This window comes from Dactylosporangium sp. NPDC048998 (assembly GCF_043197855.1).
In the GTDB taxonomy this organism is placed as follows: domain Bacteria; phylum Actinomycetota; class Actinomycetes; order Mycobacteriales; family Micromonosporaceae; genus Dactylosporangium.
Genome location: NZ_JBICTV010000026.1, coordinates 61,480 through 87,846 on the forward strand (window position 1 = coordinate 61,480; position 26,367 = coordinate 87,846).

Sequence of the window (26,367 nt, forward strand, 5' to 3'; positions counted from 1 at the left end):
GTCGAGGGGCTGGAGTTTATCCGAGCCCGCTGCGCATCGCGGTGATCAGCTCACCGCCGGTCGTGTCGCCGGACATCTCCCAGAAGAAGGCGCCGGCCAGACCCTGCTGCTTGGCGTAGCTCATCTTGCCGCCGATGGTGCTCGGCGTGTCGTAGCTCCACCAGTTGTTGCCGCAGTACGCGTACGCGGTCCCGGCCACGGTGCCGTTCGACGGGCAGCTGTTCTTGAGGACCTTGTAGTCCTCGATGCCCTGCTCGTAGGTGCCCGGCGCGGGGCCGGTCGCGCTGCCGCCCGGGGCGCTCTGCGTGACGCCCGTCCAGCCGCGGCCGTAGAAGCCGATGCCGAGCAGCAGCTTGCTTCCCGGGATCCCCTTGCTCTTGAGCTTCTGGATCGCCGCGTCCGAGTAGAACCCGGGCGTCGGGATCCCCGTGTAGGAGGTCAGCGGCGAGTGCGGCGCCGTCGGGCCCTGCGCCGCGAAGGCGCCGAAGTAGTCGTACGTCATGACGTTGTACCAGTCGACGTACTGCGCCGCGCCGCCGTAGTCGGCCGCGTCGATCTTGCCGCCGTTGGTGCCGTCCGCGGTGATCGCGGCGGTGACCAGGCTGCCGGAGCCGAAGCGGGAGCGCACCGCCGACATCAGGTTCCGGAAGCTGGCCGACCCGCTGGCGTCACAGCTGAGCCCGCAGGCGTTCGGGTACTCCCAGTCGATGTCGATGCCGTCGAACACGTCGGCCCACCGCGAGTCCTTGACGAGGCTGTAGCAGGAGTTGGCGAACGCGGTCGGGTTCGCCGCCGCCTGGCCGAAGCCGCCGGACCAGGACCAGCCGCCGAACGACCAGACCACCTTGAGGTTGGGGTACTTCTTCTTGAGCTTGCGCAGCTGGTTGAAGCTACCGCGCAGCGCGCCGGCGTCCCACGTGTCCGCCACACCGTCCACACTGGACGCCGCGTCGTAGAACCGGTCGTAGTCGGCGTAGCTGTCGCCGATCGCGCACTGACCGTTGGTGACGTTGCCGAAGGCGAAGTTGATGACGTTCAGCTTCGCGGCGGTGCCGCTGGTGTCGATGTTCTTGACGTGGTAGTTGCGGGCGTAGACGCCCCAGTCGACGAAGTAGCCGACCACCCGGTTGCCGCCGCCACCGCCGCCGCCGGACTGCGTGGTGGCCGAGACCTGGTTGCTGGCCCCCGAGACGTTCCCGGCCGCGTCACGCGCCTTCACCGTGTACGTGTACGTCGTGCTCGCCGCCAGCCCGGTGTCGGTGTACGACGTGCCGCTCACCGTCGTGATCGTCGTGCCGCCGCGCAGCACGTCGTAGCCGGTGACGCCGACGTTGTCGGTCGAGGCGCCCCACGACAGCGACACGCTCGACGACGTGGTACCGGTGACCGTCAGGTTGCTCGGCACGGTCGGCGGCGTCGTGTCACCGCCGCCGCTGGACTGCGTGGTCGCCGACACCTGGTTGCTGGCCCCCGAGACGTTCCCGGCCGCGTCACGCGCCTTCACCGTGTACGTGTACGTCGTGCTCGCCGCCAGCCCGGTGTTGGTGTACGACGTGCCCGTCACTGTCGTCACCAGCGTGGAACCCCGGTAGACGTCGTAGCCGGTGACGCCGACGTTGTCGGTCGAGGCGCCCCACGACAGCGACACGCTCGACGACGTGGTACCGGTGACCGTCAGGTTGCTCGGCACGCTCGGCGGCGTCGTGTCACCGCCGCCGCCACTACCGCCGGTCACCGCGATGGCGGAGACCGTCGCGTAGTTGGCGCCGCCGTTCATGTTGAACTGCACGTTGAGCTGACCGTCGGAGACGGTCGTGCTGAACGTCCGGTCGCAGGCCTTGAACGCGCCGCAGGACGCGTAGATGTCGAACGCGGTCAGCACCGTCACGCCCTCGATGCGCACGTCGAACTTGCGCTGGCCCGCCGCGTTGGCCCAGTCCTCCATCATCTTCAACGTGACCTGGTAGGTCCCGTTGGCGACGTCGAACTTGTAGCCGGTCCAGTTGTTGAAGAGGTTGTACGACTGATACAAGGTGCCGTCGGAAGTGCCGGTGATCGGTGTGGACGTCGACGAGCCGCCGTAGAGCGTGTCGTAGCCCCAGTTGCCGGCGCTGTACGCCTGGTCGGCGGACCATGCCGCCCCGGTGCTGTCCGTGTACGCAGCTCCGTGGGCATTGACGCGAATGGGCGCGGTCGCCGCCGCGGCCGCGTTGGGTAGGGCCACCAGGCCGGCGGCGACCGGCAGCAGCAGCGCGGCGGCCACGGCCGCGCGCCTGAACCTGAACGGGATTCGGTACCTCATGCCGCGCTCCGAGGGTGAGGATTCGGGGGTGTCGGGGGTGAGAGCGAGGACTACTCTTAACAAAGTTACTTAATTGCAGAACGGTACTCAGGCACACAGGCACTCGTCAATACACCCCGCGCGCGGGGCGGCGCAGGCATGAACGGCAGCGGCCCGGGTAGGCCCGTGCCGGGACACCCGAGCAACGGGACGAGGTGCCGCCATGGGCGCTTGGAACAAACGCGACGACATGCTCATCCACACGGCAGAACCGTTCAACGCCGAACCGCCGCCGGCCGCGCTCGCCGGACACCCGATCACCCCGACCGACACCTTCTACAGCCGCAACCACGGGAACATCCCCCGGATCGACCCCGCCACCTGGCGGCTGAGCGTCGACGGGCTCGTCGAGCGTCCGCTCGAGCTGTCACTCGCCGACCTGCAGAGCCGCTTCGAGCACCACACCGTGGTCGCGACCCTGGTCTGCGCCGGCAACCGCCGCGGCGAGCTCATGGCCGTCCGGGACATCCCCGGGCAGACACCCTGGCGCTCGGCGGCCATCTCCACGGCCCGCTGGACCGGCGTACGGCTACGGGACGTCCTGACGGCCGCCGGCCTGCGCGGCGAGGCGCACCACATCGCCTTCACCGCCGCCGACCGCGCCACCGGCATCGACCCTCCCCAGACATTCGGCGGCTCCATCCCCGCGGACAAGGCAACCGCCGGCGAGGTCCTGCTCGCCTGGCGGATGAACGACGAACCACTGCCCGTCGCGCACGGCGCCCCGGTCCGGGTGGTCGTGCCCGGCTACGTCGGCGCCCGCAGCGTCAAGTGGGTCGAGCGCATCACCGCCCAGCCGCACCCGTCCTCCAGCTACTTCCAGGCGCTGGACTACCGGATCCTGACCGCCGAGACCGACCCCGACCGGGCACCGGCCGGCAGCGGCCTGTCCCTCGGGGTCGCGGCGCTCAACTCCGCCATCCTCACCCCGTCCGAGGGTTCCCACGTCCTCGCCGGCCCGAACGTCGTCACCGGCTACGCGACCGCCGGGGAGCACCGCGCCGTCGCCCGCGTCGACGTCTCCGCCGACGGGGGCAAGACCTGGCGGGTGGCCGACATAGAGCCCTCGCCGGGCCCGTGGGCGTGGGCGTTGTGGCACGCCACCGTCAACCTGCCACCCGGCCGTGTCGAGATCACCGCACGCGCCTGGGACACCAGCGCCGCCACCCAGCCCGAACACCCCGAACCACTGTGGAACCCGCTGGGTTACCTCAACACGTCATGGAGCAACGTCCGCCTGATCGCCGCCCTGTAGCCCGTGAGCGCCTTCGTTCGGGAGCAGTTGCTCCGCTGGGCCGCCGCTGTTCCCGTGCTCGCCATCGTGGTGCTGGTGTTCACCTGGGGTCGCAGTCTGCCCGGATTCGTCATCGCGGTGGTCGTCGTGCTCCTGGCCGGCGCGGTCCTGGCGGCCGTTCACCACGCGGAGGTGGTGGCGCACCGGGTCGGCGAGCTGTTCGGCTCGCTGATCCTCGCGGTCGCGGTCACGATCATCGAGGTCGGGATGATCATCGCGCTCACGATCGGCGGCGGGGCGAAGACGCAGACCCTGGCCCGTGACACCGTCTTCGCGGCCGTCATGGTGACCTGCAACGGGATCGTCGGCCTCGCGTTGCTCATCGGCGCCCTGCGCCGGCACGTGACGGCGTTCAACGCGGAAGGCGCCGGCGCCGCCCTCGCCACGGTGGTCACGCTGGCAACGCTGAGCCTGGTCGTCCCCACCTTCACCACGACCCATCCGGGGCCGCAGTTCACCCCGGCGCAGCTGGCGTTCGCCTCCGTCGTCTCGCTCGCCATGTACGGGCTGTTCGTCCTGGTGCAGACCAGGCGGCACCGCGACTACTTCCTGCCGGTCGCGACCGAGGACGACATCGTCAACGTCGACGAGGAGAGCGAACCGCCGCCGATCGGCGCGGCCCTGGTCAGCCTGGTGCTGCTCGTCGTGGCGCTGATCGCCGTCGTCGGCGATGCCAAGATCGTGTCTCCGGCCATCGAGGCCGGTGTGGAGGCTGCGGAACTGCCGCAGTCGGTGGTCGGCGTCGTCATCGCCCTGCTGGTCCTGCTGCCCGAGACGCTTGCCGCCGCGCGCGCCGCGCAGCGCGACCGGGTGCAGATCAGCCTGAATCTCGCCCTCGGCTCGGCGATGGCGAGCATCGGGCTCACCATCCCGGCGATCTCCGTCGCCTCGATCTGGATCCACCAGCCGCTGGTGCTGGGCCTGGGCGGCACGCAGATGGTGCTCCTCGCGCTCACCGGCATCGTCGGCGTGCTCACGGTGCTCCCCGGACGCGCCACACTCATGCAGGCGGGCATTCACCTGCTGGTGTTCGCCGCATACCTCTTCCTCGCCGCCAGCCCGTGAACCGTGCCCACACGGGCCGGCGGCGATCGGACGGCGGTCAGACGTTGCGGCGGTACTGCCCGCCCACCTCGAAGAACGCGTCACTGATCTGGCCGAGGGTGCAGTACCGCACGGCGTCCATCAGCGCCTCGAAGACGTTGCCGTCGTGACCGGCCGCGGTCTTCAGGCGTTCCAGCGCCGCCGGGGCCTCGGCCGCGTGCCGGGTCTTGAAGTCGGCGAGGCGGTGGACCTGCGAGTGCTTCTCGTCCTCGGTGGCGCGGGCGAGTTCCAGACCGGTCGCCGCCTTGTCGTCGCCCGGCGCGCCGAGGAAGGTGTTGACCCCGATGATGGGCAGCGACCCGTCGTGCTTGCGCTGCTCGTACAGCATCGACTCGTCCTGGATGCGGCCGCGCTGGTAGCCGGTCTCCATGGCGCCGAGCACGCCGCCGCGTTCGGAGATGCGGTCGAACTCGACCAGGACCGCCTCCTCGACGAGATCGGTGAGCAGGTCCACGATGTACGAACCCTGCAGGGCGTTCTCCGTCACGGCCAGGCCCCACTCCGCGTCGATGATCATCTGAATGGCCAGCGCCCGGCGTACCGACTGGGCGGTGGGGGTGGTCACCGCCTCGTCGTAGGCGTTGGTGTGCAGGCTGTTGGCGTTGTCGTAGATGGCGCACAGCGCCTGCAGCGTGGTGCGGATGTCGTTGAAGTCCATCTCCTGGGCGTGCAGCGAGCGGCCCGAGGTCTGGATGTGGTACTTCAGCTTCTGCGAGCGCTCGTCGGCGCCGTAGCGCTCGCGCATGGCGATGGCCCAGATCCGGCGGGCGACCCGGCCGATGACGGTGTACTCGGCGTCCATGCCGTTGGAGAAGAAGAACGACAGGTTGGGCGCGAAGTCGTTCACGTCCATCCCTCGGGCGCGGTACGCCTCGACGTAGGTGAAGCCGTTGGCGAGGGTGAACGCGAGCTGGCTGATCGGGTTGGCACCGGCCTCGGCGATGTGGTAGCCGCTGATGCTGACCGAATAGAAGTTGCGCACCTGGTTGGCGATGAACCACTGCTGGATGTCGGCCATGCAGCGCAGCGCGAACTCGGTGGAGAAGATGCAGGTGTTCTGGCCCTGGTCCTCCTTGAGGATGTCGGCCTGGACGGTGCCGCGGACGGTGGACAGGGTCCGCGCCCGGATCGCCGCCGACTCGTCCGGGTCCGGGTCCCGCCCGTGCACGGCCACGAACGCCGCGGTCTGCTGGTCGATCGCGGCGTTGAGGAACATCGCCAGGATCGTCGGCGCCGGCCCGTTGATCGTCATCGAGACCGACGTCTTCGGGTCGCAGAGGTCGAAGCCGGCGTACAGCTCGCGCATGTCGTCGAGGGTGGCGATCGACACGCCCGAGGTGCCGACCTTGCCGTAGATGTCGGGGCGCCGGTCGGGGTCGCGGCCGTACAGGGTCACCGAGTCGAACGCCGTCGACAGCCGCGTCGCCGGCTGGCCGGCGCTGAGCAGGTGGAACCGCCGGTTGGTGCGGAAGGCGTCGCCCTCACCGGCGAACATGCGGGCCGGCGCCTCGCCGGTGCGCTTGAGCGGGAAGACCCCGGCGGTGAACGGGAACGCGCCGGGCAGGTTCTCCTCCCGCAGGAACCGGACCAGCTCGCCGTCGTCGCCGTCGCGGGGCAGCGCGACGCGCGGGATGCGGCTGCCGGAGAGGGTCCGGCGGGTCAGCGGGCTGCGGATCTCCGTGTCCCGCACCCGGTAGACGAACTCGTCGCCGCGGTACGCCTCGCGGGTCGCCGGCCACGCGTCGAGCAGTTCGCGGACGTCGCCGGACAGCTCCCGCTCGGTCGCCTCCAGCAGCCGGGCGACGGCCTCCTCGCCGGGCAGCAGGTCGCGGGTGGTGGCGAGGTGCTGGCGGCGCCGGGCGACGGCGGCCTGCGCCGTGGTGGTCGCGTGGTAGCCGCGTACGGCGTCAGCGACCTCGGACAGGTACCGCTCCCGGCCCTTGGGCAGCGCCGACGTCAGCCCGGTCGACACCCGCCCGGCGACCGTGGCCAGCACGCCCGGGAAACGGGGGAACCCGTGCCCGGACAGCAGCTCCTTGAGGTGGTGGTACAGCGCGGTCACCCCGTCGTCGCCGAAGCGGGCGGCGCTCGTGCCGAAGACCGGCATGTCCTCCCACGGCGTGCCGAACTGCTCGCGGTTGCGCACCAGTTGCCGGGCGACATCGCGCCGCGCGTCCTCACCGCCGCGGCGCTCGAACTTGTTGATCGCCACGACGTCGGCCAGGTCGAGCATGTCGATCTTCTCGAGCTGGCTGGCGGCGCCGAAGTCGGGCGTCATGACGTACAGCGAGACGCCCGAGTAGGCGGTGATGGCCGCGTCGCCCTGGCCGATGCCGGGCGTCTCGACGATGACGAGGTCGTTGCCGGCGGCCTGGCACGCGGCGATGACGTCGGCGAGGTGCGCCGGGACGGTGCCGTCCTGCCGGCGGGTCGCGAGGGACCGGAAGTAGACCACCCCGGGCGCGATGCTGTTCATCCGGATGCGGTCGCCGAGCAGCGCCCCGCCGCCGCGCCGCCGGGTCGGGTCGATGGCGATCACGGCGACCCGCAGCTTGTCCTCGCAGTCGCGGCGCAGGCGCCGGACCAGCTCGTCGGTCAGCGACGACTTGCCGGAGCCGCCCGTGCCGGTGATGCCAAGGACCGGCACGGTACGCCGGCGGGCCGCCTCCCCCACCGCGGCGGCCAGGTCCGGGTCGGCGCCCGCCTGCAGCACGGTGATGGCCCGGGCCAGGGCCGTCTCGTCGCCGGACAGCAGCGCCGCCACGTCGACCGGGTGGCTTACCGGGTCGGTGTCGCACTCGCGGATCAGCACGTTGATCATGCCGGGCAGGCCCATCCGCTGGCCTTCCTGCGGGCTGAAGATGCGCACGCCGCGCTCGCCCAGGGCGGCGATCTCCTCCGGCACGATCACGCCGCCGCCACCGCCGTAGACCCGCACGTGTGCGGCGCCGCGCTCGGCGAGCCGGTCGACGAGGTACCCGAAGTACTCGACGTGGCCGCCCTGGTACGACGACACCGCCACGCCCTGCACGTCCTCCTGGACGGCCGCGGTGACGACCTCCTCGACGCTGCGGTCGTGCCCGAGATGGATCACCTCGGCGCCCTGGGCCTGCAGCAGCCGCCGCATGACGTTGATGGCCGCGTCATGGCCGTCGAAAAGGCTCGCCGCGGTGACGAAGCGGACGGGGTTGACCGGCACGTGGAGGCTCATGTGCTAGATAGTAGGGTGTCCAACTATCTGACGTCCATTCACCGATCGTGACCGCTATCATGACCTTCGTGTCGACCAACAGCGGCCTTCCCGTCGATCCGATCGCCGAGGCGCGCCGGCTGTGGGCCGAGCACGGCTGGGCACACGCCGCCGACGGCATGGCCGCGGTCACGTCCCTCATGCGCGCCCACCAGATCGCGCTGGCCCGCGTCGAGGCGGTGCTCAAGCCCTACGGCGTGACCTTCGCCCGCTACGAGGTGCTGATGCTGCTGCACTTCAGCCGCAAGTCCTCGCTGCCCATGACCCTCATCGGCGAGCGGCTCCAGGTCCACCCCACCAGCGTCACCAACGCCGTCGACCGCCTCGAGGCCGCCGGGCTCGTGCGGCGCACACCGCACCCGGACGACCGCCGCTCGACCATCGTCGAGCTGCTCGACGCGGGGCGCGAGCTCGCCGAGGCCGCGACGGCCGACCTCAACGCCGAGGTCTTCGCCGCGCCGTGGATGTCACCGGCGACGGTCGGCTCCCTCATCGACGTGATCACGGAGCTGCGCCACAACGCCGGCGACTTCTGAGGCAATCACACCGGTTTCGGGCATTTGACCCTCCACAACGACCGGGCCCGCGAACACGTGGTTGTCGCTGCCGAGAAGAACGTTATGCGGATCGTCAATATCCCGAATCCCCGAAACGTGCTGTCACGGTCGGGTCCATACGTCGCCCAGCCGGAACGGCACCCGCCACCAGGCAAGACCCTCGCGGCCAGGGGCAGAACGCCGTGCCGCCGCGCGCACCTTGTCAATTCCGATCAGGGGGTTCACCTGCGTTTACTCAGCCGTTATGGTCATGAGGTTCGCTGCGTCGGCCGTCACTGTTCGGGGTGACACCGCGGCGGACCCGCTGAGTCGCGCTTGCGCGAACCGGGGAACCAAGCAACTGGGGTGAATCCGAGCGGCCACGCGCCGTGAGGTAGGGCGATCCTCCCGCCCGAATCCGTCAGCTAACCCGGTAGGCGGTATCGGAAGGAGCATCGCGTGGACCACCTCGCATGGCGTCACACCTCGACCCGCGGCCCCGGCGGCCGGCCGGCACAGCAAGGACATCGTCCGGTCCGGTAACCGTTCCGGCGCGCGCACCGGCCGCACCGGCACACCAGGCACCCTCCACCACGACCGTCCCCTGTGGACAGTCGATGGGCCGTGCCCTCGTTCCGTGCCGGTCCGGACCCGACAGCGCCGCCGTATGCCGTCCAGCAACAGCCGCGTTCCAGCACATCTGTCGAGGTTTTCCGTGAACTACAGCTACCAACACTGTCCACCGGTCGTGAGGTCGCCCCATGGCGCCCGATGAGACCGAGCCGCGTCGGCGCGGCCCCCGTCACCTGCAACGTTACCGCCGCGGCCGCCACTCGGTCGCCCGCCCGAGGGTCAGGTTGTACTCGGCCGCGACCGTCATCGCGTTCTCGGCGATCGGTTCGCTGTTCGTATCCGCATCGCCGGGCAGCAGGCCGGACAACGCCGTGGCGCAAGCCGAAACCGTGTACCAGAGCGACACCGAGCGGGCGGCGGACGACGAGAACCGCGCGTCCCGTCGCGACGCGCGCAGGGGCGACGAGCCCGGCCGGCACCCGGCGCCTTCGGCCAGCGCGCAACCGAAGCAGTCACCGGCGCAGAGCCCTCCGTCACCGACGAAGAGCACAGCCACGACAACGGCCACGACCGCGCCGACGCCGGCTTCGCCGTCGTCGACCGTCCACGCCCCCGTCGGCGGGCTGACCCAGGCCGAGATGAACAACGCCGTCACGATCATCCAGGCCGGGCAGCAGCTGAACCTTCCGCAGCGCGGATTCGTGGTGGCGATCGCCACCGCGTTGCAGGAGAGCCATCTGCACAACCTGGCGAACCCCAACGTTCCGGCGTCGCTCAACCTGCCCAACGAGGGCGTCGGGAACGACCACGACTCGGTCGGCCTGTTCCAGCAGCGGCCGAACTGGGGTACCGTCGCCCAGCTGATGGACCCGGCCGAGGCCGCACGCCGCTTCTACGCGGCGCTGATGCAGGTCTCCGGCTGGCAGCAGATGTCGGTCACCGTGGCGGCACAGACGGTGCAGGTGTCGGCGTTCCCCGACGCCTATGCCAAGTGGCAGACCCTCGCCGAGCAGGTCGTGGGCGCCGTCGCGTAGTGCGTGCCGACCGCTGTGGCGCCCCACCGGGTGTCGCAGCGGTCGGCATCATGTCCTGACCTTCCTCCCGGCCGCACGAAGGGTTCCCGCTGGATGGCGGGAAACTTGCGGCACGTGGCAATCTCGCCACTGTCGGCCCGGACCCGGCGGTGCGAGGCTGCACGGCGACGGGAAGGGGCGGGATGGGCGAGGAAAACCACCGCGTGGTCGTGCTCGTGCTCGACGGGGCGAAGCCGCTCGACGTGGGCATCCCGGCCCAGGTGTTCACCAACCGCCCGAGCATGCCCTACGAGGTGCACGTGTGCGGCGCCGCCCCGGGCCTCGTCGCCGGCGGCGACGGCCTCGCCTACCACGTGGCCGAGGGGCTCGACGCCTTCGCCGACGCCGACACGATCTTCATCCCCGGCTACCGGCACCCCGACCGGGAGCACCCGCCCGCCGAGGTCGTCGCGGCCCTGCGCGCCGCCCACGGCCGCGGGGTGCGACTCGCGGCGATCTCCACCGGCGCCTTCGCGCTCGCCGCGACCGGACTGCTCGACGGCAAGCGCGCGACGACGCACTGGCACTACACGCACGAGCTCGCCCGCCGGCACCCCGAGATCCGGGTCGACGAGGACGTGCTCTTCGTCGACGAGGGCGAGGTGCTCACGTCGGCCGGCGCCGCCAGCGGCATCGACCTCTGCCTGCACCTCGTGCGCCGCGACCACGGCGTCGCCCTCGCCAACCGCGTCGCCCGCCGCCTCGTCGCCGCACCGTACCGCAGCGGCGGCCAGGTGCAGTACATCCCGCACAGCGTGCCGGAGGCCGCCGGCGAGCACTTCGCGACCACCCGGCAGTGGGCCCTCGAACGGCTCGGCGAGCCCCTCGCGCTTGGCGACCTCGCCCGCAACGCAACCGTCTCGGCGCGCACGTTCTCGCGCCGCTTCGTCGAGGAGACCGGCTACACGCCCACCCAGTGGATCCTCCGCGCCCGCGTCGACCGGGCCCGCGAGCTGCTCGAGCGCAGCGACCTCGGCGTCGAGCAGATCGCCGCCCAGGTCGGGCTCGGCACCGGCGCCAACCTGCGGCTGCACTTCCAGCGCATCCTCGGCACCTCACCGAGCGAGTACCGGCGCACCTTCGCCCGGCCGGTGCCGCGCGCGTCCTGACCGGCCCGGCCCGTACGCGAGCCCGGCACGAGCCTGGCGCGATCCTTGCGCGGACTGGCGCGGCACCGTCTGTCGGCGCACGCGGCCCCGGACGAGCATCGAGGGCGAGCGAAAGGAACCCACCAGGATGACCACCCGCATCGCCGTCAACGGATTCGGCCGCATCGGCCGCAGCGTGCTGCGCGCGCTCCTCGAGCGCGACAGCAAGCTCGACGTCGTCGCCGTCAACGACCTCACCGACCCCGCGACCCTCGCCCACCTGCTGCGCTACGACAGCTCCCTCGGGCGGCTCGGCCGCCCCGTCCGAGTCGACGGCGACGCGCTCGTCGTCGACGGCCGCCGCATCAGCGTGCTCGCCGAGCGCGAGCCCGCGAAGCTGCCGTGGGCCGAGCTCGGCGTCGACCTCGTCCTGGAGGCGACCGGCCGGTTCACCGCCGCCGGCGCCGCCCGCGCGCACCTGGACGCCGGCGCGAAGCGCGTGCTCGTGGGCGCCCCGTCGGCTGGCGCCGACGTCACGCTCGCCTACGGTGTCAACACCGACGCCTACGACCCGGCCGCCCACACGATCGTCTCGAACGCCTCGTGCACGACGAACGCGCTCGCGCCGCTCGCCGCGGTGCTCGACGAGCTCGCCGGCATCGAGCACGGCTTCATGACGACCGTGCACGCCTACACGCAGGAGCAGAACCTGCAGGACGGCCCGCACCGCGACCTGCGCCGCGCCCGCGCCGCCGGCGTCAACATCGTGCCCACCACGACCGGCGCCGCGAAGGCGATCGGACTGGTGCTACCGCGCCTGGACGGCAAGCTCTCCGGCGACTCCATCCGCGTGCCCGTGCCCGTCGGCTCGATCGTCGAGCTCAACGCGACCGTCGAGCGCGAGGTGACGCGCGACGAGGTGCTGGCCGCCTACCGCGCGGCGGCGGACGGCCCGCTCGCGGGCATCCTCGAGTACGCCGCCGATCCGATCGTGTCGAGCGACATCGTCGGCGACCCCGCCTCCTCGATCTTCGACGCGGCGCTCACCCGCGTCGACGGCCGGCACGTGAAGGTCGTCGCCTGGTACGACAACGAGTGGGGCTTCTCGAACCGCGTCGTCGACACCCTCGAGCTGCTCGCGACGGGCTGACGCCGAGCGCATGCCGGTGCGGACGGCCCCTGTTCCTCATCGCCGTTGCTGGAGGAACGCGGCCGCCTCGCCGGCCTGCTGCCACTGCCGCACGTACTCGGGCAGGTCGGTGGAGACCCGCATCGGGAAGGCCGCAGGGCGCTTCCCCAGGAAGGCCGCGACGCCCTCCTGGCAGTCGGCGCCGCGGCCGAGGAAGAAGATGCCGCGGGAGTCCAGCTCGTGGGCGAGTTCCGGGGTGCCGGGGCCGAGCATCTGCCACAGCATGCGGCGGGCGACGGCGGTGGCGACCGGGGAACTCGCCTCGGCGAACTCGCGGGCCAGCCGGTACGCGGCGGGCAGCAGGTCGGCGGGCTCGTGCAGGCTGCGCACCAGCCCGGCCCGCAGCGCCTCCTCGGCCCCGAAGACCCGCCCGGTGAACACCCACTCCAGGGCCTGGCTGATACCCACGATCCGGGGCAGGAACCAGCTCGACGAGGCCTCCGGCACCAGGCCGCGGCGGGTGAAGACGAACCCGAACCGCGCCTGCGTCGAGGCGATCCGCACGTCCATCGGCAGCGTCGCGGTGATCCCGACGCCGATCGCCGGGCCGTTGATGGCGGCGATGAGCGGCTTGGTGCTCGCGTAGAAGCGGCGGGCGACCACGCCGCCGTAGTCGGCGTCGCGGTCCATCCGGAACCGCCCGGACTCGTCGCCTTCGAAGATCTCAGTGCCGCCCGACAGGTCGGCGCCCGCGCAGTACGCCCGGCCCCGCCCGGTGAAGACGACGCAGCGCACGGCGTCGTCGGCGTCGACGGTGTCCATCACGGAGACGAGCTCCTCGCCCATCTCCACGGTGAACGCGTTGAGCCGGTCCGGCCGGTCGAGCGTCACGGTCGCGACGCCGTCGTCGAGCGCGTACTCGATACAGCGGTACCCCATGATCCCTCCATCGTGGAAACTCACAGTCCCGGCTCACGGGCCGGCGACCAGCAGGCGGGTTCGCAGCGCGACGGCGACGGCGACCAGCGAGTCGAGCCGCTCCGGGTCGATGGAGGACACGTCGCGGATGCGTTTGAGCCGGTACCGCACCGTGTTCTCGTGCACCGACAGCGCGACCGCGGTCTGGCGCACCTGCGCGTCGCAGCGCAGGAACGCCTCCAGGGTCGCCAGCAGCGCCCCGCCGGTCGCGGCGTCGTGCTCGGCGAGCGGGCGCAGCAGCGCGTCGGCGTAGGCGTGCGCGCCGGGCAGGCCCTCGCGGCCGGCGATGAGCCGGACGACGGCGAGATCGCCGGCGATGACGAACCGGGCGGTCGCGTCCGCCTCGTGCAGCACCCGCGCGATGTCGCGGACGGCCTCGACGTGGCCCGGCAGGTCGCGCAGGGTCCGGCACACCCCGGACAACACGGCGTAGCGGACCCCGAGGCGGGCCGACAGGTCGTCGAACGCCGCCCGCAGCGCGGCGCCCGCCGAGCCGGCCGAGCCCACCCAGGCGGCCGTCTCCCCGCCCGGCAGCTCGGCCAGGATGAGATCGGCGTCGGGCGCGGCGGCCGTGGCCACGACCGTGCCGGCGCCGGCGAGGCGCTCGGCGAGCAGGTCGCCGAGGCGTTCCCGCCGCTCGGCGCGCTGGGCCGCGCCGGTCTCGCCGCGCCAGTACCGGGCGAGGACGACGACGTGCCCGGCCGACGGGTGCAGGCCGAACCCGTCGGCCTTGCGCAGCAGCGCCTGGTGGTCGCGGCGGCCGTACAGCAGGTCGAGGACGTACTCGTCGCGCTCCTGCCGGAACAGCTCCTCGGCCCGCTGGTCGGTCACCAGCTTGACGGCCAGGGCCATCGCGGCCTGCTCGAGGGCCCTGGCGTCGGCGTCGCCGAACGGCCGGCCCACCTCGCACGCCTCGAGGTAGCCGATGACCTGCCCGTCGACCGCCATGCGCACCCACAGCCGCCGGTGCCGGGTCTCCGGGCGGGCCGGCAGCAGCGTGCTGGCCCACGCGCCGGTGAGCCGGTCGATCGCGGCGCGGGCCCACGGCTCGGCCAGTTGCGCTGGGCCGAGCGGGCCGGTGAAGGCCGGGCCGGATCCGTGTGCCGACACCGCGGCCGGCGTCGGGTCGTACAGGGTCACGGGGCGGCCGAGCGTGGCCGCTATGACGTCGAGGATGCCGGCGGCGTCGACCCCGTCGAGCACCGCCTGGGTGACCCGGGTCTGCACGAGCGTGGTCTCGTCGAGCACCCGCCGCTGGTGGTCGATCACCCGTGCCCGCTCGCGCAGCTGCTGGTACAGCCACGCCTGCTGCACGGCGAGGGCACTCAGCCCGGCGAACGCCCGGGCCAGGCTGATGTCCTGGGCGGTGTACTCGCGGGGGCTGCTCTGGTTGTCGGCGTAGATGATGCCGATGACGTCGCCGTCGACGACGAGCGGCACGCCGAGCATGTCCACGACGCCCCACTCCCGCATGGTGCGCTGGATGGTGCGCGGGTCGTGGCTGGCGTCGTGCACGACCACCGGCGCGGCGCCGGCCACGATCTCGGCGGTGAACCGGTCGCCGTCGCCGCCCGAGACGAGGCGGCGCACCCCGGCGTCGATACTGCGCCCGGCGCAGTGCCCGACCTGGCCCTGGAACCGGCCGTCGGCGCGGCGCAGGTACACCGAGCAGCGGCTCACCCCGAGCAGGTCGCACAGCCGCCGGCCGACCAGCCGCAGGATGTCGGGCAGCGGCACGGTGCCCGTCGTCGTCATCACGGCGACCTCGGAGAACGCCGCGACGACCCGGGCGTCGTCGCCTTGGGCCCGATCGGTCCGGACCCGCTGGCGGCGTGTGCCGACGGTCATGGGCTGCACCTCCCGCTGCCGCACCCGGCAGGCTACTTAGCGAGCGCTAACACAGTGCCAATATGCCGGACACCCGCCCGAAACGCCAGACCCGGTCGCGACCGGCGTCCTGTCCGGGCCCACCAAGGGCAGGATCCGGTGCGGATTGACACCGCGGAGCAATGGTGGTCGTGTAGCCGTACGAGCCGGGGACGGGCCAGTCGACGAGGAGCGCGCGACGATGACGTGGGACTTCAGCACCGAACCGGAATACGGCGGCGCCCAGGCTCGCTACGCGGCCGAGACCGGCACGGTGACGTCCTGAGTACCGCCTGGACCGAGCCCGGGGCCTTCGAGGAGGCGCCCGGCGTGCACCGCATCCCGCTGCCGCTGCCGCAGGACGGGCTGCGGGCGGTCAACGTGTACGCGCTCGCCGCCGCCGACGACCTCGTCCTCATCGACGCCGGCTGGGCCATCCCCGAGTCGCGGGCCCGGCTGGTCGACGCCCTCGACGGGCTCGGCCACGCACCTGCGGACATCCGCCGGTTCCTCGTCACCCACGTGCACCGCGACCACTACACACAGGCGGTCGCCCTGCGCCGCGAGTTCGGCACCCGGATCACCCTCGGCGCCGGCGAGCGCGCGTCGATCGAGCACGCGCACGACGCCGGCCGGCCGCCGCTGGAGGGGCAGCTGCGCACCCTCGCCGAGATGGGCGCGCACGACCTCGTGCGGGAGATGGCCGCCGACGCGCCGGCCGAGGCGCCGATCGGCCAGCGGCAGATCTGGGAGGACCCAGACGACTGGTTCGACGGCCAGGAGACGCTCCGGGTCGCCGGTCGGGCCCTCACGGTGCTGCCGACGCCCGGCCACACCAACGGCCACGTGGTGTTCCACGACGAGGCCGCGGGCGTGCTGTTCGCCGGCGACCACGTGCTGCCCGAGATCACCCCGTCGATCGGCTTCGACGTCGCCCTCGCGCCCAACCCGCTGGGCGACTACCTGGGGTCGCTGGCGTTGGTCCGCGCCCGGCCCGACGCACTGCTGCTGCCCGCGCACGGCCCGGCGGCCCCGAGCGTGCACCGCCGCGTCGACGAGCTGGTCGACCACCACGGCGCCCGCCTGGAGCAGACCGAGAAGGCGGTCGCCCGGGGCGCGGAGACCGGGCTGGAGGTCGCGGCGCGGCTGCCGTGGACCCGCCGCGAGCGCCGCTTCGACGACCTCGACCTCTACAACCGGATGCTTGCCGTCTGCGAGACCGCCGCCCACCTCGAGCTCCTGGTCTCGCAGGGCCGCCTGCACGCCGAGCGCGACCCGTCCCCGCACGGCCCGGTCCGGCGGTTCCGCACCGCCTGACCGTGCTCACAGCCGGGCGAAGGCGTCCCGGGCGGCCTCGGCGAGCTGGATCACATGCCGGCCCTCGGCCTGCGCGTCGAAGCCGTCGTCGCCCATGACGCCGCCGCTGTACCGCGCGTAGATGCCCTCCGAGATGCAGGCCAGCCGCCACAGCGCGAACGCCTGGTACCACGGGATGTCCGACACGTCGCGACCGGTCCGCGCGGCGTACATCACCAGCAGCTCGCCCCGGTCGGCGAAGCCGGGTTGGGCGGCCGGCGACTCGAGCAGCTCCACCTCGCCGGGCTCGCGCCAGGTGGCCACCAGCCAGCCGACGTCGGCGAGGGTGTCGCCGAGCGTGGCCAGCTCCCAGTCCAGGACCGCGTTGATCCGGCCCTGGGGGCTCAGCAGCAGGTTGCCGGGCCGGAAGTCGCCGTGCACCAGGCCGGTGTGCCGCTGCGGGGGAACGCACGCCGCCAGCCGGTCGTGCAGCTCCTCGATGAGCGGCACGCTGCGGGTGGTGCTGGCCGTGCTGACCCGGAACTGCCGCAGCCACCGGCGCAGCTGCCGCTCGCAGTAGCTCTCCCGCCTGCTCAGCTCGCCCAGGCCGACCTCGTCGACGTCGACGAGGTGGATTTCGGCGAGGACGTCGATGAGGTCCCGCGACGCGCGGCCCCGGGCCTCGACCGGGTACCGCGCGCCGTCCTCGTCGCCGGCCACCACGGCGCCGGGCACGAGGTTCATGACGTAGAAGGGCGCGCCGATCACCGCGTCGTCGGTGCACAGGCCCAGCGCGCGGGGCACCGGCACGCGAGTGCCGGCCAGGGCGCTGATGATGCGGAACTCCCGGCCGACGTCGTGCGCGCTGGGTAGCACGCCGCCGGTGGGCGGCCGGCGCAGCACGTACTCGTGGCCGGCGTCGTCGGTCATCCGGTACGTGAGGTTGGACCGGCCGCCGGCGATCAGCGTCAGCCGGGGCCGGCCGGCCAGCGGGATGCCGGCGCCGGTGAGCCAGGCGCCGAGCGCGCCGTCCGCGAGGAGCTCGGTGGCGCGGGTACGCGGCATCGGCTCAGCCCTCCGGCGCGTACTTGCGAAGCTCGAGCCGGGCCACGGCGCGGCGGTGCACCTCGTCGGGGCCGTCGGCGAGGCGCAGCATCCGCTGGTGGGCGTACGCCTGGGCGAGCGGGAAGTCCTGCGAGAGCCCGGCGCCGCCGTGCACCTGGATCGCGCGGTCGATGACCCGGCTCGCCATCAGCGGCACGGCGACCTTGATGGCCGAGATCGCCCCGCGGGCCGCCTTGTTGCCGGCGGTGTCCATCAGCCAGGCGGCGTGCAGGGTGAGCAGCCGTGCCTGGTCGATCTCGATGCGGCTGTCGGCGATGGCCGCCTGCACCACGCCCCGGTCGGCGAGCGGGCCGCCGAAGGCGACCCGCGACCGGGCGCGCCGGCACATCAGCTCCAGCGCGCGCTCGGCCGCCCCGATGGAGCGCATGCAGTGGTGGATCCGCCCGGGACCGAGCCGCGCCTGCGACATCGCGAACCCGGCGCCGACCTCGCCGAGGAGGTTTTCGGCGGGCACGCGCACGTCGTCGAGCACGACCTCGCAGTGGCCCTCCCGGTCGTTGTAGCCGAACACCAGCAGATCCCGCACGATCCGCACGCCGGGCGTGTCCATCGGTACCAGCACCATGCTCTGCTGCCGGTGCGCCGGGCCGTCGGGGTCGGTCTTGCCCATGACGATGCCGATCCGGCACCGGGCGTCACCGGCGCCGGAGATCCACCACTTGTGGCCGTTGATGACGAAGTCGTCGCCGTCGCGCTCGATGCGGCACTGCACGTTGGTCGCGTCGGAGCTTGCCACGGCCGGCTCGGTCATCAGGAACGCGGAGCGGATCTCGCCCTCCAGCAGCGGCTTGAGCCACCGGGTGCGCTGTGCCTCGGTGCCGAACAGCGTCAGCAGCTCCATGTTGCCGGTGTCGGGCGCGGAGCAGTTGAGCGCCTCCGGTGCGATCACGCTGCGGCCGGTGAGCTCGGCCAGCGGGGCGTAGTCGATGTTGCTCAGCCCCTCGGTCCACTCGGTGGCGTGCGGCAGGAACAGGTTCCACAGCCCGAGCGCGCGGGCCTCCCGCTGCAGCTCCCCCATGACGGCGGGCTGAGCGTGCGGGTCGCCGGCGTCGCGCAGCTGCTGCTCGTACACCGCCTCGGCCGGATAGACCCGCTCCCGCATGAAGGTCTCCAGCGTGCCGGCGAGGGCGCGCGCCTTCGCGCTCATCTCAAAGTCCATGCGTCCACTCCTCTAGGCTTGGATGTCGAGCACGCTTGCGACCGATTAGAGCAGCCGCGCCGCGCGCCGACCGCGCCGTCGCCGGGCGGGGTTGGAACTATCTCCAGCGCCCCCGCGCGAGCGGCTTTCGCGGACCCGAACGGGCGCTAAGGTTCCGGACATGACGGTCTGGATCGAGGAAGACGGCCTGCCGGGGCTCGGCGTCGCCCGCTCGGGCGGTGCGGTGCGCATCGAGTTTCGCCGGCCCGAGTCGCTCAACGCCTTCGACACCGCGACCGCGAAGGCGTTCCTCGCGCTGCTGCAGCGACTCGGCGACGACGACACGGCACGCAGCGTGCTCATCACCGGCGCCGGCCGCGCGTTCAGCGCGGGCGCCGACATCAAGACGCAGTTCGCCGACGCGTCGGCCCGCGCCGTCATCGAGGACGAGCTGCGGGAGATCACCACGCCGACCATCCTGGCCCTGCGCAGCATGCGCAAGCCGGTGATCGCCGCGGTCAACGGCGCCGCCGCGGGACTGGGCTGCTCGATCGCCCTCGCGGCCGACCTGGTGCTGGCGGGCGAGTCGGCGTTCTTCCTGCTGGCCTTCGCCAACATCGGGCTGACCCCGGACGGCGGCGCGAGCCTGCTCGTGCCGGCCCGCGTGGGCCTGGGCCGCGCATTCGTGCTGGCGCTGCTGGCCGAGCGGCTGCCCGCCCGGGAGGCGGTCGGCTGGGGCCTGGCCGACCGGGTGGTGCCCGACGCCGAGCTGCGCGGCACCGCCGAGGAGCTCGCGCTGCGCCTGGCGGCCGGCCCGACGCTCGCCTACGCCGCCACCAAGGAGGCCATCAACCGCAGCACCCTCGGCGGGCTGGCCGGCGCGCTGGACACCGAGGCGCGACTGCAGGGCGCGCTCGCTACGAGCGAGGACTTCCTGGAGGGCCAGGCCGCGTTCGGCGAGAAGCGCCCGCCGAGGTTCACGGGCCGATGAGCGGTCCGGAGCGGAGCGTAGGGGCCGCTCATCAGAGGCGCAGGTTCAGCTCGTGCCGCTGCCGGAGCGAAGCGGAGGTTACGGCATGAGCGGTCCGGAGCGTCCGCGGCGGGCCCTGGTCACCGGGGCCAGCCGGGGCATCGGGCAGGCCATCGCCCACGCCCTCAGCGCGTCGGGGCACGCCGTCGCCGGCGCGGCCCGTACCGTTGCCGACGCCCGCACCGCCACGGACCCTCGGAACGGCATCGTCGCCCTGCCCTGCGACATGGCCGACCTGGCGGCCGTCGCGGCCCTGCCCGGTCGCGCCGCCGAGGCGCTGGGCGGCCCGGTCGACGTGCTCGTGCACGCCGCCGGGATCGCCCGCGCCGCCCGGGTCACCGACATCGCCCTCGCCGACTGGGACGAAGTGTTCCGGGTCAACGTCACCTCGATGCTGGTGCTGGCCCAGGGCTGCGCACCGGCGATGGTGGCGCGGGGCTGGGGCCGCATCGTGACGGTCGGCTCGCTGTACTCGCGGATGGGCGCCCCCTTCTCCGGGTCGTACACGGCGAGCAAGCATGCCCTGCTGGGCCTGACCCGGGTGCTGGCGATGGAGCTGGCCACAAAGGGCGTGACGGCCAACGTCGTCGTGCCCGGCTGGACCGACACCGAGATGGTCCGCGCCGAGGCCCGCAACGTCTCGCGGGCCAACGGCTACGGCGAGGACGAGGCGGTGCGCCGGTTCCTGCGCGGGCAGCCGATCGGGCGCATGGTCGAGCCGGCCGAGGTCGCCGCCCTGGTCGCGTTCCTGTGCGGGGACGCCGCCGCGGCGATCACCGGGCAGGCCCTCAACATCGACGGCGGAAGCCTGCAGTCCTGAACGGCGAACATTTCAATATCGAAGTCCCCTCGTCCGGACCCTCGCCGCACCCTCGAATTCGCGTAGATCACAATGAATACTTTGGACATTGGGTCTAATTGACGTCTTTCGAATAAATGAATTCTTCCCCCGGGACCTGACCGACGCTATTGTTCGGGCCATCGACCGACACTGCCCGGAAGGAGGCATCCCATGAAGGCCGTGCGCACGCTCTAAGGAGCCAGGATCACCTCGACGCTGCGCCGGCACCTGCGGAAACGCGGCCGGCGCAGGCTCCTTCCCCCACGGCGACAAGGACCGGGAATGCACGCGACACATCGCATCACTGTGCCGTTCGAAGGCGAAGGCGAAGGCGACGGCGTCGAGGACCTGACCTGGGGACAGTTCGCCGCCTGGCGATCAATGCAGGTCGTCGAGCGAACCGAGTGGACCGGTGGCGCGATGCCGCTCGATGCCGGCACCACCGTGCAGGACATCGCGACCCTGCTGGGATTCATCATGAGCCGCCACCAGTCGTTACGCACCCGGCTGCTGATCGACGGTGACGGTCCCCCGAAGCAGCGGCTCGCCCCCGCCGGCGAGATCACGCTCGAGGTGTACCGCGACGACGGTGACCCCGAACGGCTGGCGGCCGCCGTCCGCGCGCGGTACGAGGCCGCCCACTGGGACCCGGCCACCGACTGGCCGGTGCGGATGGCGGTGATCGCCGACGGCGACCGCGCCGTCCACCTCGTCGCCCTGTACTGCCACATGGTCATCGACGGATACGGCTTCGAGGCGCTGGTCGCCGACCTCGCCAACCTCGACCCGGTCACCGGCCGGCAGCTCGCCCCGGTGGACGGCATCCAGCCGCTCGAGCTCGCCCGGGCGCAGCGCGGCCCGTCCGCGCGGCGGCAGCACGATGCCTCGCTGCGGTACTGGGAGCGTCACCTGCGCACCATCGAGCCGCGGCGCTTCGCCGAAGCGCTGGTCCCGGCGGACGAACGATGGTGGGAGGCCACCCTCACGACGCCCGCGCTCGGCCTCGCCCTCGCCGCGGTGGCCGACCGCACGAAGGTGCACACCGGCACCGTCCTGCTCGCCGCATACGCGGTCATGCTCGGGCGCCTCTCCGGACAGCCGGTCGGGGCGTTCCGCATCGTCGTGAGCAACCGCTTCCGGCCCGGGTTCGCCGCATCCGTGAGCAACCTGGCGCTGGCCGGCCTCGCCGTCATCGACACCGCCGCCGACACGTTCGACGAGGTCGTCGCCCGAGCCTGGAGCAGTCAGCTCGCGGCGGGGATGCACGCCTACTACCACCCGCGCGACCTCTGGGCGCTCGTGGACCGGGTCGGCGCCGAGCGCGCCACCGGCCTCGACACCCTGTGCTACTTCAACGACCGCCGCCGCTCGGCCGCGCAGACGCCCGCCGGCGAGCTCCCCACGCCGGGGCAGATCGGCGACGCGCTGCCCTGCAGCAGCCTGCGCTGGGGTCCCCGCTCCAACGAGTTCGACGCCACCTGTTACCTGCACGTCGACGCCGCCGCGGACGGCATCGAGCTCACCTGGCGGGTCGACACCGCGTCCGTCTCGCCCGCGATGCTGGAGACCTGCCTGCGCGGCATCGAGTCGCTCGTCGTGACGGCCGCGCTCGACCAGGCCACCGCGGTCGGAGGCCGGACCGGGTAGCCGGACGCCGCCGGCCGGGCGCGGGCGGGTTGATCATCCCGGGATACGGTGGCTATCGGCCCGCCCAGACGGGGGCCCGCTTCTCCGCGAACGCCGTGGCGCCCTCGCGGCCGTCGTCAGAGTCTAGGACCCGGCGCAGGTGCGGCGCCTGGTAGGCGAAGAACTCCGCCTCGGTGCGGCCCTGCATCTGGCGCACCATGTCCTTCGACCAGCGCACGCCGAGCGGCGAGTCGGCGGCGATCCGCTCGGCGAGCGCGGTGGCCTCCCGCAGCGCCTCGCCGGGCTCGGTGAGCCGGGCGAGCATGCCGTACTCGTGGGCCCGCTCGGCGGGGATCAGGTCACCGGTGAGCGCCAGCTCCATCGCCAGCGCGTAGGGCAGCCGGCGCGGCAGGCGCAGCAGGCCCCCGCCGCCGGCGAACAGCCCGACCTTCACCTCCGGGATGCCGAGCTTCGCGCCCCGGGCGGCGACGAGCAGGTCGCAGGTGAGCGCGATCTCCAGGCCGCCGGCGACCGCGAACCCCTCGATCGCGGCGATGAGCGGCTTCGCCGTGCCGTGCTGGACGAACTCCTCGAGCCCGCGCGGGTCGCCCTCCTTGGTGAACGCCTTGAGGTCCATGCCGGCGCAGAACCCGCGGCCTGCGCCGGTGAGCACGCCGACGGTCAGGTCGTCGCGCTCGTCGAGCATCCGCCCGGCGGCGAGCAGGCCCTCGCCGAGCGCGGAGTTGACGGAGTTCGCCGCCTCCGGCCGGTTCAGCGTGATGAACAGGATCCGGTCGCGGGCCTCCGTGAGCACCGCCGGGTGCTCGCCGCCGGTTTCAGTGGTACCGCTCATGCCGCCGCTCCCGTGTCGTGCGCGCCCTGATGACGACCCTCATCTTGCGGCGGCCGGCCCCGCGACGACACCGGCTCTTCCCCGCCCGTTGGAGAACTCGACAGGCCCGCCTCGCCCGTGAACAGCCCGAGCACCTGGAAGGCCAGGCACACCCGCAACAGGTCCTCCAGGCGCTCCGGATCGATCCCGGACAGCTCGCGGATGCGGTTGAGCCGGTACCGCACGGTGTTCTCGTGCACCTCCAGCAGTGCCGCGGCCGGGCGGATGTGCGCCTGGCAGGCCACGAACGCGCGCAGCGTCTCCACCAGGCAGCCGCCCGACGCGACGTCGTGCTCGACGAGCGGGGCGAGCAACTCCTCGGCGTAGCCCCGGGCACCGCCCAGCCCGTCGCGCCGGCTGACGACCCGCACCAGCTCGAAGTCGCCGGCGAAGACCAGCCGGCCGTCCCCGCCCCCCGCGGCCGAGGCGGCCAGCGCGGCGACCTCGCGGATCCGCTCGGCGGCCACCGGCAGGTCGCTCAGCGTCCGGCACGGCTCGGAGGCGACCGCGTGCCGCACGCCGTACCGGCCGTTCAGGTCGGGCAGCGCCGCGTCGAGGCTGTCCCGCCAGCCGGACTCGGCGGCGGCAACCGCCTCGGTGGCCGCCATCTCGACCAGCAGCAGATCGGCGCCCGGCACGCCGGTATACGCGACGCAGCGCTGCCCGTCGCGCAGGTGCCGCCCGATCAGCTGGGCGACCTCCTCCCGTCGGCGCTTGCCGGTCACCGCGTCGCCGTGCGGCTCCTGCGCGTACTGCAGCCGCAGCAACAGGTGCCGCCCGGCGGCATCGATGCCGAAGCGCACCGCCTCGGCGGCGAGGCGGCCCGGCTCGCGCCGGCGGTAGAGCAGGTCGGCGAGGAAGTCCTCGCGCTCGTGGCGCAGCGCGTCGGCGGTGCGGGCCTGCGTCACGAGCTTGAGCGCGACGGCCATCGCGGCCTGCTCGAGCGCCTTCGCGTCGGTCGGGCCGAAGCCCCCGCCGAGCTCGCACAGCTCCAGATAGCCCGCGCACTTCTGGTCGACGACGATCCGCACCAGCAGGCGCCGGCAGCGCAGCTCCGGGGTGGCCCGCAGCATCGTGCTCGCAGCGCCGGCCTCCAGCCGGACCAAGGCGTCGCGGACAACGGGAAGCGCGAGCTGGGCGCGGGTGAGGCCCGGGGACTGGGCCGGCGCCAGGTTCTGCGGCGCCGCCCAGGCAGCGACGGCGAGCCGCGTGTCGTACAGCACGACCGGCTTGCCCAGCAGCTCCACGATGAGCCGCAGCAGCTCGGGGATGTCCGCGCCGTCGAGCACCGCCCGGGTGACCCGGCTGTGGATGAGCGCGGACGCGCCGAGCACGCGCCGCTGGCGGTCGGTGACCGTGGCTCGGCGGGCCAGCTGCTGGTAGAGCCACGCCTGGCGCACCGCGATAGCGGCGAGCCCGGCGAAGGTCTTGGCCAGCTCGACATCGCGGGTGGTGTAGAGGTGCTCCTCCGCCTGGTTGTCGACGTAGATGATGCCGATCGCGTCGCCGTCGACGACCAGCGGTACGCCGAGCATGTCCCGCACGCCCCAGCGGCGCATCGTACGGTGGATGGTGCGCGGGTCGGTGATCGCGCCCTGCACCAGCACCGGCGCCGCGGTGCGCACGATCTCGGCGGTGAACAGGTCGTGCTCGACGCCGGAGACGAGGCGGCTGACCCCCGCGTCGATGCTGCGCCGCCCCACGCAGTAGCCGACCTGGCCCTGAAACCGCCCGTCCTCACGGCGCAGGTACACCGAGCAGCGGCTCACCCCGAGCAGCTCGCACAGCCGGCGGCCCACCAGACGCAGCACGTCGTCGAGCGGGACGTGCTCGCTGGTGCTCAGCAGCGCGACCTCCTCGAACGCGGCGACCACCTGGGCGTAGAGGCCGGCCGGGTCCTCGCCGTCGCGGCCCGTTCCGCCGTCGGCGCGCTGCCTTGGGGCGGTCATACCGGCCCGCCGGGCGCGGCGCGCGATCCGAGCCGCGCGACGGCCTCGCTCATCGGCGCCCCACCAGGTCGCGACCGATGATGTGCTTCATGATCTCGCTGGTGCCGCCGAAGATGCGCTGGACCCGCTCGTCGCGGTAGGCCCGGGCGATGGGGTACTCGTTCATGTACCCGTATCCGCCGTACAACTGCAGCAGCCGGTCGATCACCCGGCCCTGCGTCTCGGAGGCCCACAGCTTGGCCTTCGCCGCCTCAACGGCGGTCAGGTCGCCGGTACCGACGGCCAGGACCGCCTTGTCGACGTATGCGCGGGTGACGTCGAGCTCGGTGGCGATCTCGGCCAGCACGAAGCGGGTGTTCTGGAAGTCGGCGATCGGCTGGCCGAACGCCTGGCGCTGCTGCACGTAGTCGAGCGTCCAGCCGAACGCGGCGTCGGACGCGGCGACGGCGGTGGTCGCGATCGACAGCCGCTCCATCGGCAGGTGGTGCATGAGCTGGCGCAGCGCGCCGCCCTCGGCACCGAGCAGGTGGTCGGCGGGGACCACCACGTCTTCGAAGAACAGCTCGGCGGTGTCCTGCGCGGGCAGCCCGATCTTGTCGAGCTTCCGGCCGCGGGTGAAGCCGGGCGTGCCCGTCTCGACCATGATGAGGCTGAACGCGTCGGAGCCGGTGCCGGCGCCGGTGCGGGCGACGACGATCACGAAATCGGCCTGGTACCCGGAGGTGATGAAGGTCTTGCTGCCGTTGATCCGCCAGCCGTCGCCGACGCGCTGTGCGGTGGTCCGGATGCCGCGCAGGTCACTGCCGGCGCCGGGCTCGGTCATCGCGATCGCGCCGATCAGCTCGCCCTTGCACATGCCGGTCAGCCAGCGCTTGCGCTGCTCCTCGGTGGCGAGGCCGGCGACGTACGGGATGACGATGTCGTCCTGCAGGCTGAAGCTCGACGACAGCGATGCCGCGCCGACCTTCGCGAACTCCTCCTGCACGACGTTGCGGAAGCGGTAGTCGGTCAGGCCGCCGCCCCCGCAGTCCTCCGGCCCACTGAGCCCGACGATGCCCTGCCGGCCGGCGGCCCGCCACGCCTCGCGCCCGATCAGCCGGTCGGCGTCCCATTGGTCGAGGTTGGGCAGGACCTCCCGCTCGACGTACGTTCGTACCGTCTGTCGAAATGCCTCGTGCTCCTCGGTGTAGAGACCGCGTTGCATGATGTGGTACCTCCGGGTCGTTCGGCGGGTTGGG

General features: G+C 72.5%; 20 protein-coding genes, 1 pseudogene and 1 riboswitch. Of the genes and pseudogenes, 10 read left to right on the forward strand and 11 right to left on the reverse strand.

What is annotated here, in order from left to right; all coding sequences use genetic code 11:
• Positions 1-16: 16 nt before the first annotated feature.
• Entirely contained in the window at positions 17-1,777 is a 1,761-nt protein-coding gene (locus ACGFI8_RS36890) for a glycosyl hydrolase family 18 protein (RefSeq protein WP_392811839.1), read from the reverse strand.
• Positions 1,775-2,302: pseudogene (locus ACGFI8_RS36895) on the reverse strand (malectin domain-containing carbohydrate-binding protein); the annotation flags it as partial. The gene ACGFI8_RS36890 and the pseudogene ACGFI8_RS36895, both read right to left, overlap by 3 nt.
• Positions 2,303-2,504: 202 nt before the next feature.
• Between ACGFI8_RS36895 and ACGFI8_RS36900 the strand changes: the two are divergent.
• Both ACGFI8_RS36900 and ACGFI8_RS36905 read left to right on the forward strand, forming a co-directional pair.
• Positions 2,505-3,596 (forward strand): sulfite oxidase, encoded by a 1,092-nt coding sequence (locus ACGFI8_RS36900; protein ID WP_392811746.1) that lies wholly within the window; start codon positions 2,505-2,507, stop codon positions 3,594-3,596.
• 3 nt (positions 3,597-3,599) lie between these two features.
• Positions 3,600-4,700 (forward strand): calcium:proton antiporter, encoded by a 1,101-nt coding sequence (locus ACGFI8_RS36905; RefSeq protein WP_392811747.1) that lies wholly within the window; start codon positions 3,600-3,602, stop codon positions 4,698-4,700.
• A 37-nt stretch (positions 4,701-4,737) separates the two neighbouring features.
• Here the strand turns inward: ACGFI8_RS36905 and icmF are convergent, their stop codons facing one another.
• Positions 4,738-7,950 (reverse strand): fused isobutyryl-CoA mutase/GTPase IcmF, encoded by a 3,213-nt coding sequence (gene icmF / locus ACGFI8_RS36910; RefSeq protein WP_392811749.1) that lies wholly within the window; start codon positions 7,948-7,950, stop codon positions 4,738-4,740.
• A gap of 59 nt (positions 7,951-8,009) precedes the next feature.
• On the opposite strand from icmF, the gene ACGFI8_RS36915 reads away from it, so the two are divergent.
• Entirely contained in the window at positions 8,010-8,525 is a 516-nt protein-coding gene (locus ACGFI8_RS36915; RefSeq protein ID WP_392811750.1) for a MarR family winged helix-turn-helix transcriptional regulator, read from the forward strand.
• Positions 8,526-8,838: 313 nt separating this feature from the next.
• Positions 8,839-8,980, forward strand: a riboswitch (cyclic di-AMP (ydaO/yuaA leader).
• 359 nt (positions 8,981-9,339) lie between these two features.
• On the opposite strand, the gene ACGFI8_RS36920 is transcribed toward ACGFI8_RS36915, so the two are convergent.
• Positions 9,340-9,753: a hypothetical protein gene (locus ACGFI8_RS36920; protein WP_392811751.1), complete on the reverse strand. Its 414-nt coding sequence runs from the start codon at positions 9,751-9,753 to the stop codon at positions 9,340-9,342.
• Here ACGFI8_RS36920 and ACGFI8_RS36925 point away from each other — a divergent pair.
• The 3 genes from ACGFI8_RS36925 to gap all read left to right on the forward strand — a co-directional run bounded on the left by ACGFI8_RS36925 (position 9,737) and on the right by gap (position 12,409).
• Positions 9,737-10,132: a hypothetical protein gene (locus ACGFI8_RS36925; protein ID WP_392811752.1), complete on the forward strand. Its 396-nt coding sequence runs from the start codon at positions 9,737-9,739 to the stop codon at positions 10,130-10,132. The genes ACGFI8_RS36920 and ACGFI8_RS36925 overlap by 17 nt on opposite strands.
• A 182-nt stretch (positions 10,133-10,314) precedes the next feature.
• On the forward strand, positions 10,315-11,280 hold the full coding sequence (locus ACGFI8_RS36930) for a GlxA family transcriptional regulator (protein WP_392811753.1): 966 nt from the start codon (positions 10,315-10,317) through the stop codon (positions 11,278-11,280).
• 127 nt (positions 11,281-11,407) lie between these two features.
• Positions 11,408-12,409: a type I glyceraldehyde-3-phosphate dehydrogenase gene (gap, locus tag ACGFI8_RS36935; RefSeq protein ID WP_392811755.1), complete on the forward strand. Its 1,002-nt coding sequence runs from the start codon at positions 11,408-11,410 to the stop codon at positions 12,407-12,409.
• A gap of 36 nt (positions 12,410-12,445) precedes the next feature.
• Here the strand turns inward: gap and ACGFI8_RS36940 are convergent, their stop codons facing one another.
• On the reverse strand, positions 12,446-13,327 hold the full coding sequence (locus tag ACGFI8_RS36940) for an enoyl-CoA hydratase-related protein (RefSeq protein WP_392811757.1): 882 nt from the start codon (positions 13,325-13,327) through the stop codon (positions 12,446-12,448).
• 33 nt (positions 13,328-13,360) lie between these two features.
• Complete coding sequence (locus tag ACGFI8_RS36945; RefSeq protein ID WP_392811759.1) at positions 13,361-15,214, reverse strand: GAF domain-containing protein; 1,854 nt, start codon at positions 15,212-15,214, stop codon at positions 13,361-13,363.
• 348 nt (positions 15,215-15,562) lie between these two features.
• On the opposite strand from ACGFI8_RS36945, the gene ACGFI8_RS36950 reads away from it, so the two are divergent.
• Positions 15,563-16,549, forward strand: a complete 987-nt coding sequence (locus ACGFI8_RS36950; RefSeq protein ID WP_392811761.1) for an MBL fold metallo-hydrolase — start codon at positions 15,563-15,565, stop codon at positions 16,547-16,549.
• Between the two features lie 6 nt (positions 16,550-16,555).
• Here the strand turns inward: ACGFI8_RS36950 and ACGFI8_RS36955 are convergent, their stop codons facing one another.
• Both ACGFI8_RS36955 and ACGFI8_RS36960 read right to left on the reverse strand, forming a co-directional pair.
• On the reverse strand, positions 16,556-17,593 hold the full coding sequence (locus ACGFI8_RS36955) for a phosphotransferase family protein (RefSeq protein WP_392811764.1): 1,038 nt from the start codon (positions 17,591-17,593) through the stop codon (positions 16,556-16,558).
• Positions 17,594-17,597: 4 nt separating this feature from the next.
• Entirely contained in the window at positions 17,598-18,812 is a 1,215-nt protein-coding gene (locus tag ACGFI8_RS36960) for an acyl-CoA dehydrogenase family protein (protein WP_392811766.1), read from the reverse strand.
• 160 nt (positions 18,813-18,972) lie between these two features.
• On the opposite strand from ACGFI8_RS36960, the gene ACGFI8_RS36965 reads away from it, so the two are divergent.
• The 3 genes from ACGFI8_RS36965 (at position 18,973) to ACGFI8_RS36975 (ending at position 22,309) form a co-directional block, all read left to right on the forward strand.
• Complete coding sequence (locus tag ACGFI8_RS36965) at positions 18,973-19,782, forward strand: enoyl-CoA hydratase/isomerase family protein (protein WP_392811767.1); 810 nt, start codon at positions 18,973-18,975, stop codon at positions 19,780-19,782.
• Between the two features lie 85 nt (positions 19,783-19,867).
• Positions 19,868-20,641, forward strand: coding sequence for an SDR family NAD(P)-dependent oxidoreductase (locus ACGFI8_RS36970; protein ID WP_392811769.1), 774 nt, complete (start codon positions 19,868-19,870; stop codon positions 20,639-20,641).
• 303 nt (positions 20,642-20,944) lie between these two features.
• Positions 20,945-22,309, forward strand: coding sequence for a condensation domain-containing protein (locus tag ACGFI8_RS36975; RefSeq protein WP_392811771.1), 1,365 nt, complete (start codon positions 20,945-20,947; stop codon positions 22,307-22,309).
• A gap of 52 nt (positions 22,310-22,361) precedes the next feature.
• Here the strand turns inward: ACGFI8_RS36975 and ACGFI8_RS36980 are convergent, their stop codons facing one another.
• Genes ACGFI8_RS36980 through ACGFI8_RS36990 form a run of 3 tightly spaced genes read right to left on the reverse strand, consistent with a single transcriptional unit; the run spans position 22,362 to position 26,333 of the window.
• Positions 22,362-23,141, reverse strand: a complete 780-nt coding sequence (locus tag ACGFI8_RS36980) for a crotonase/enoyl-CoA hydratase family protein (protein ID WP_392811773.1) — start codon at positions 23,139-23,141, stop codon at positions 22,362-22,364.
• The gene (locus ACGFI8_RS36985; protein ID WP_392811775.1) at positions 23,138-25,129 is read right to left on the reverse strand and encodes a GAF domain-containing protein; all 1,992 of its coding nucleotides are present in this window, start codon (positions 25,127-25,129) and stop codon (positions 23,138-23,140) included. The genes ACGFI8_RS36980 and ACGFI8_RS36985 overlap by 4 nt, the downstream gene beginning before the upstream one ends.
• Before the next feature lie 49 nt (positions 25,130-25,178).
• Complete coding sequence (locus ACGFI8_RS36990) at positions 25,179-26,333, reverse strand: acyl-CoA dehydrogenase family protein (protein WP_392811777.1); 1,155 nt, start codon at positions 26,331-26,333, stop codon at positions 25,179-25,181.
• Positions 26,334-26,367 lie beyond the last annotated feature (34 nt).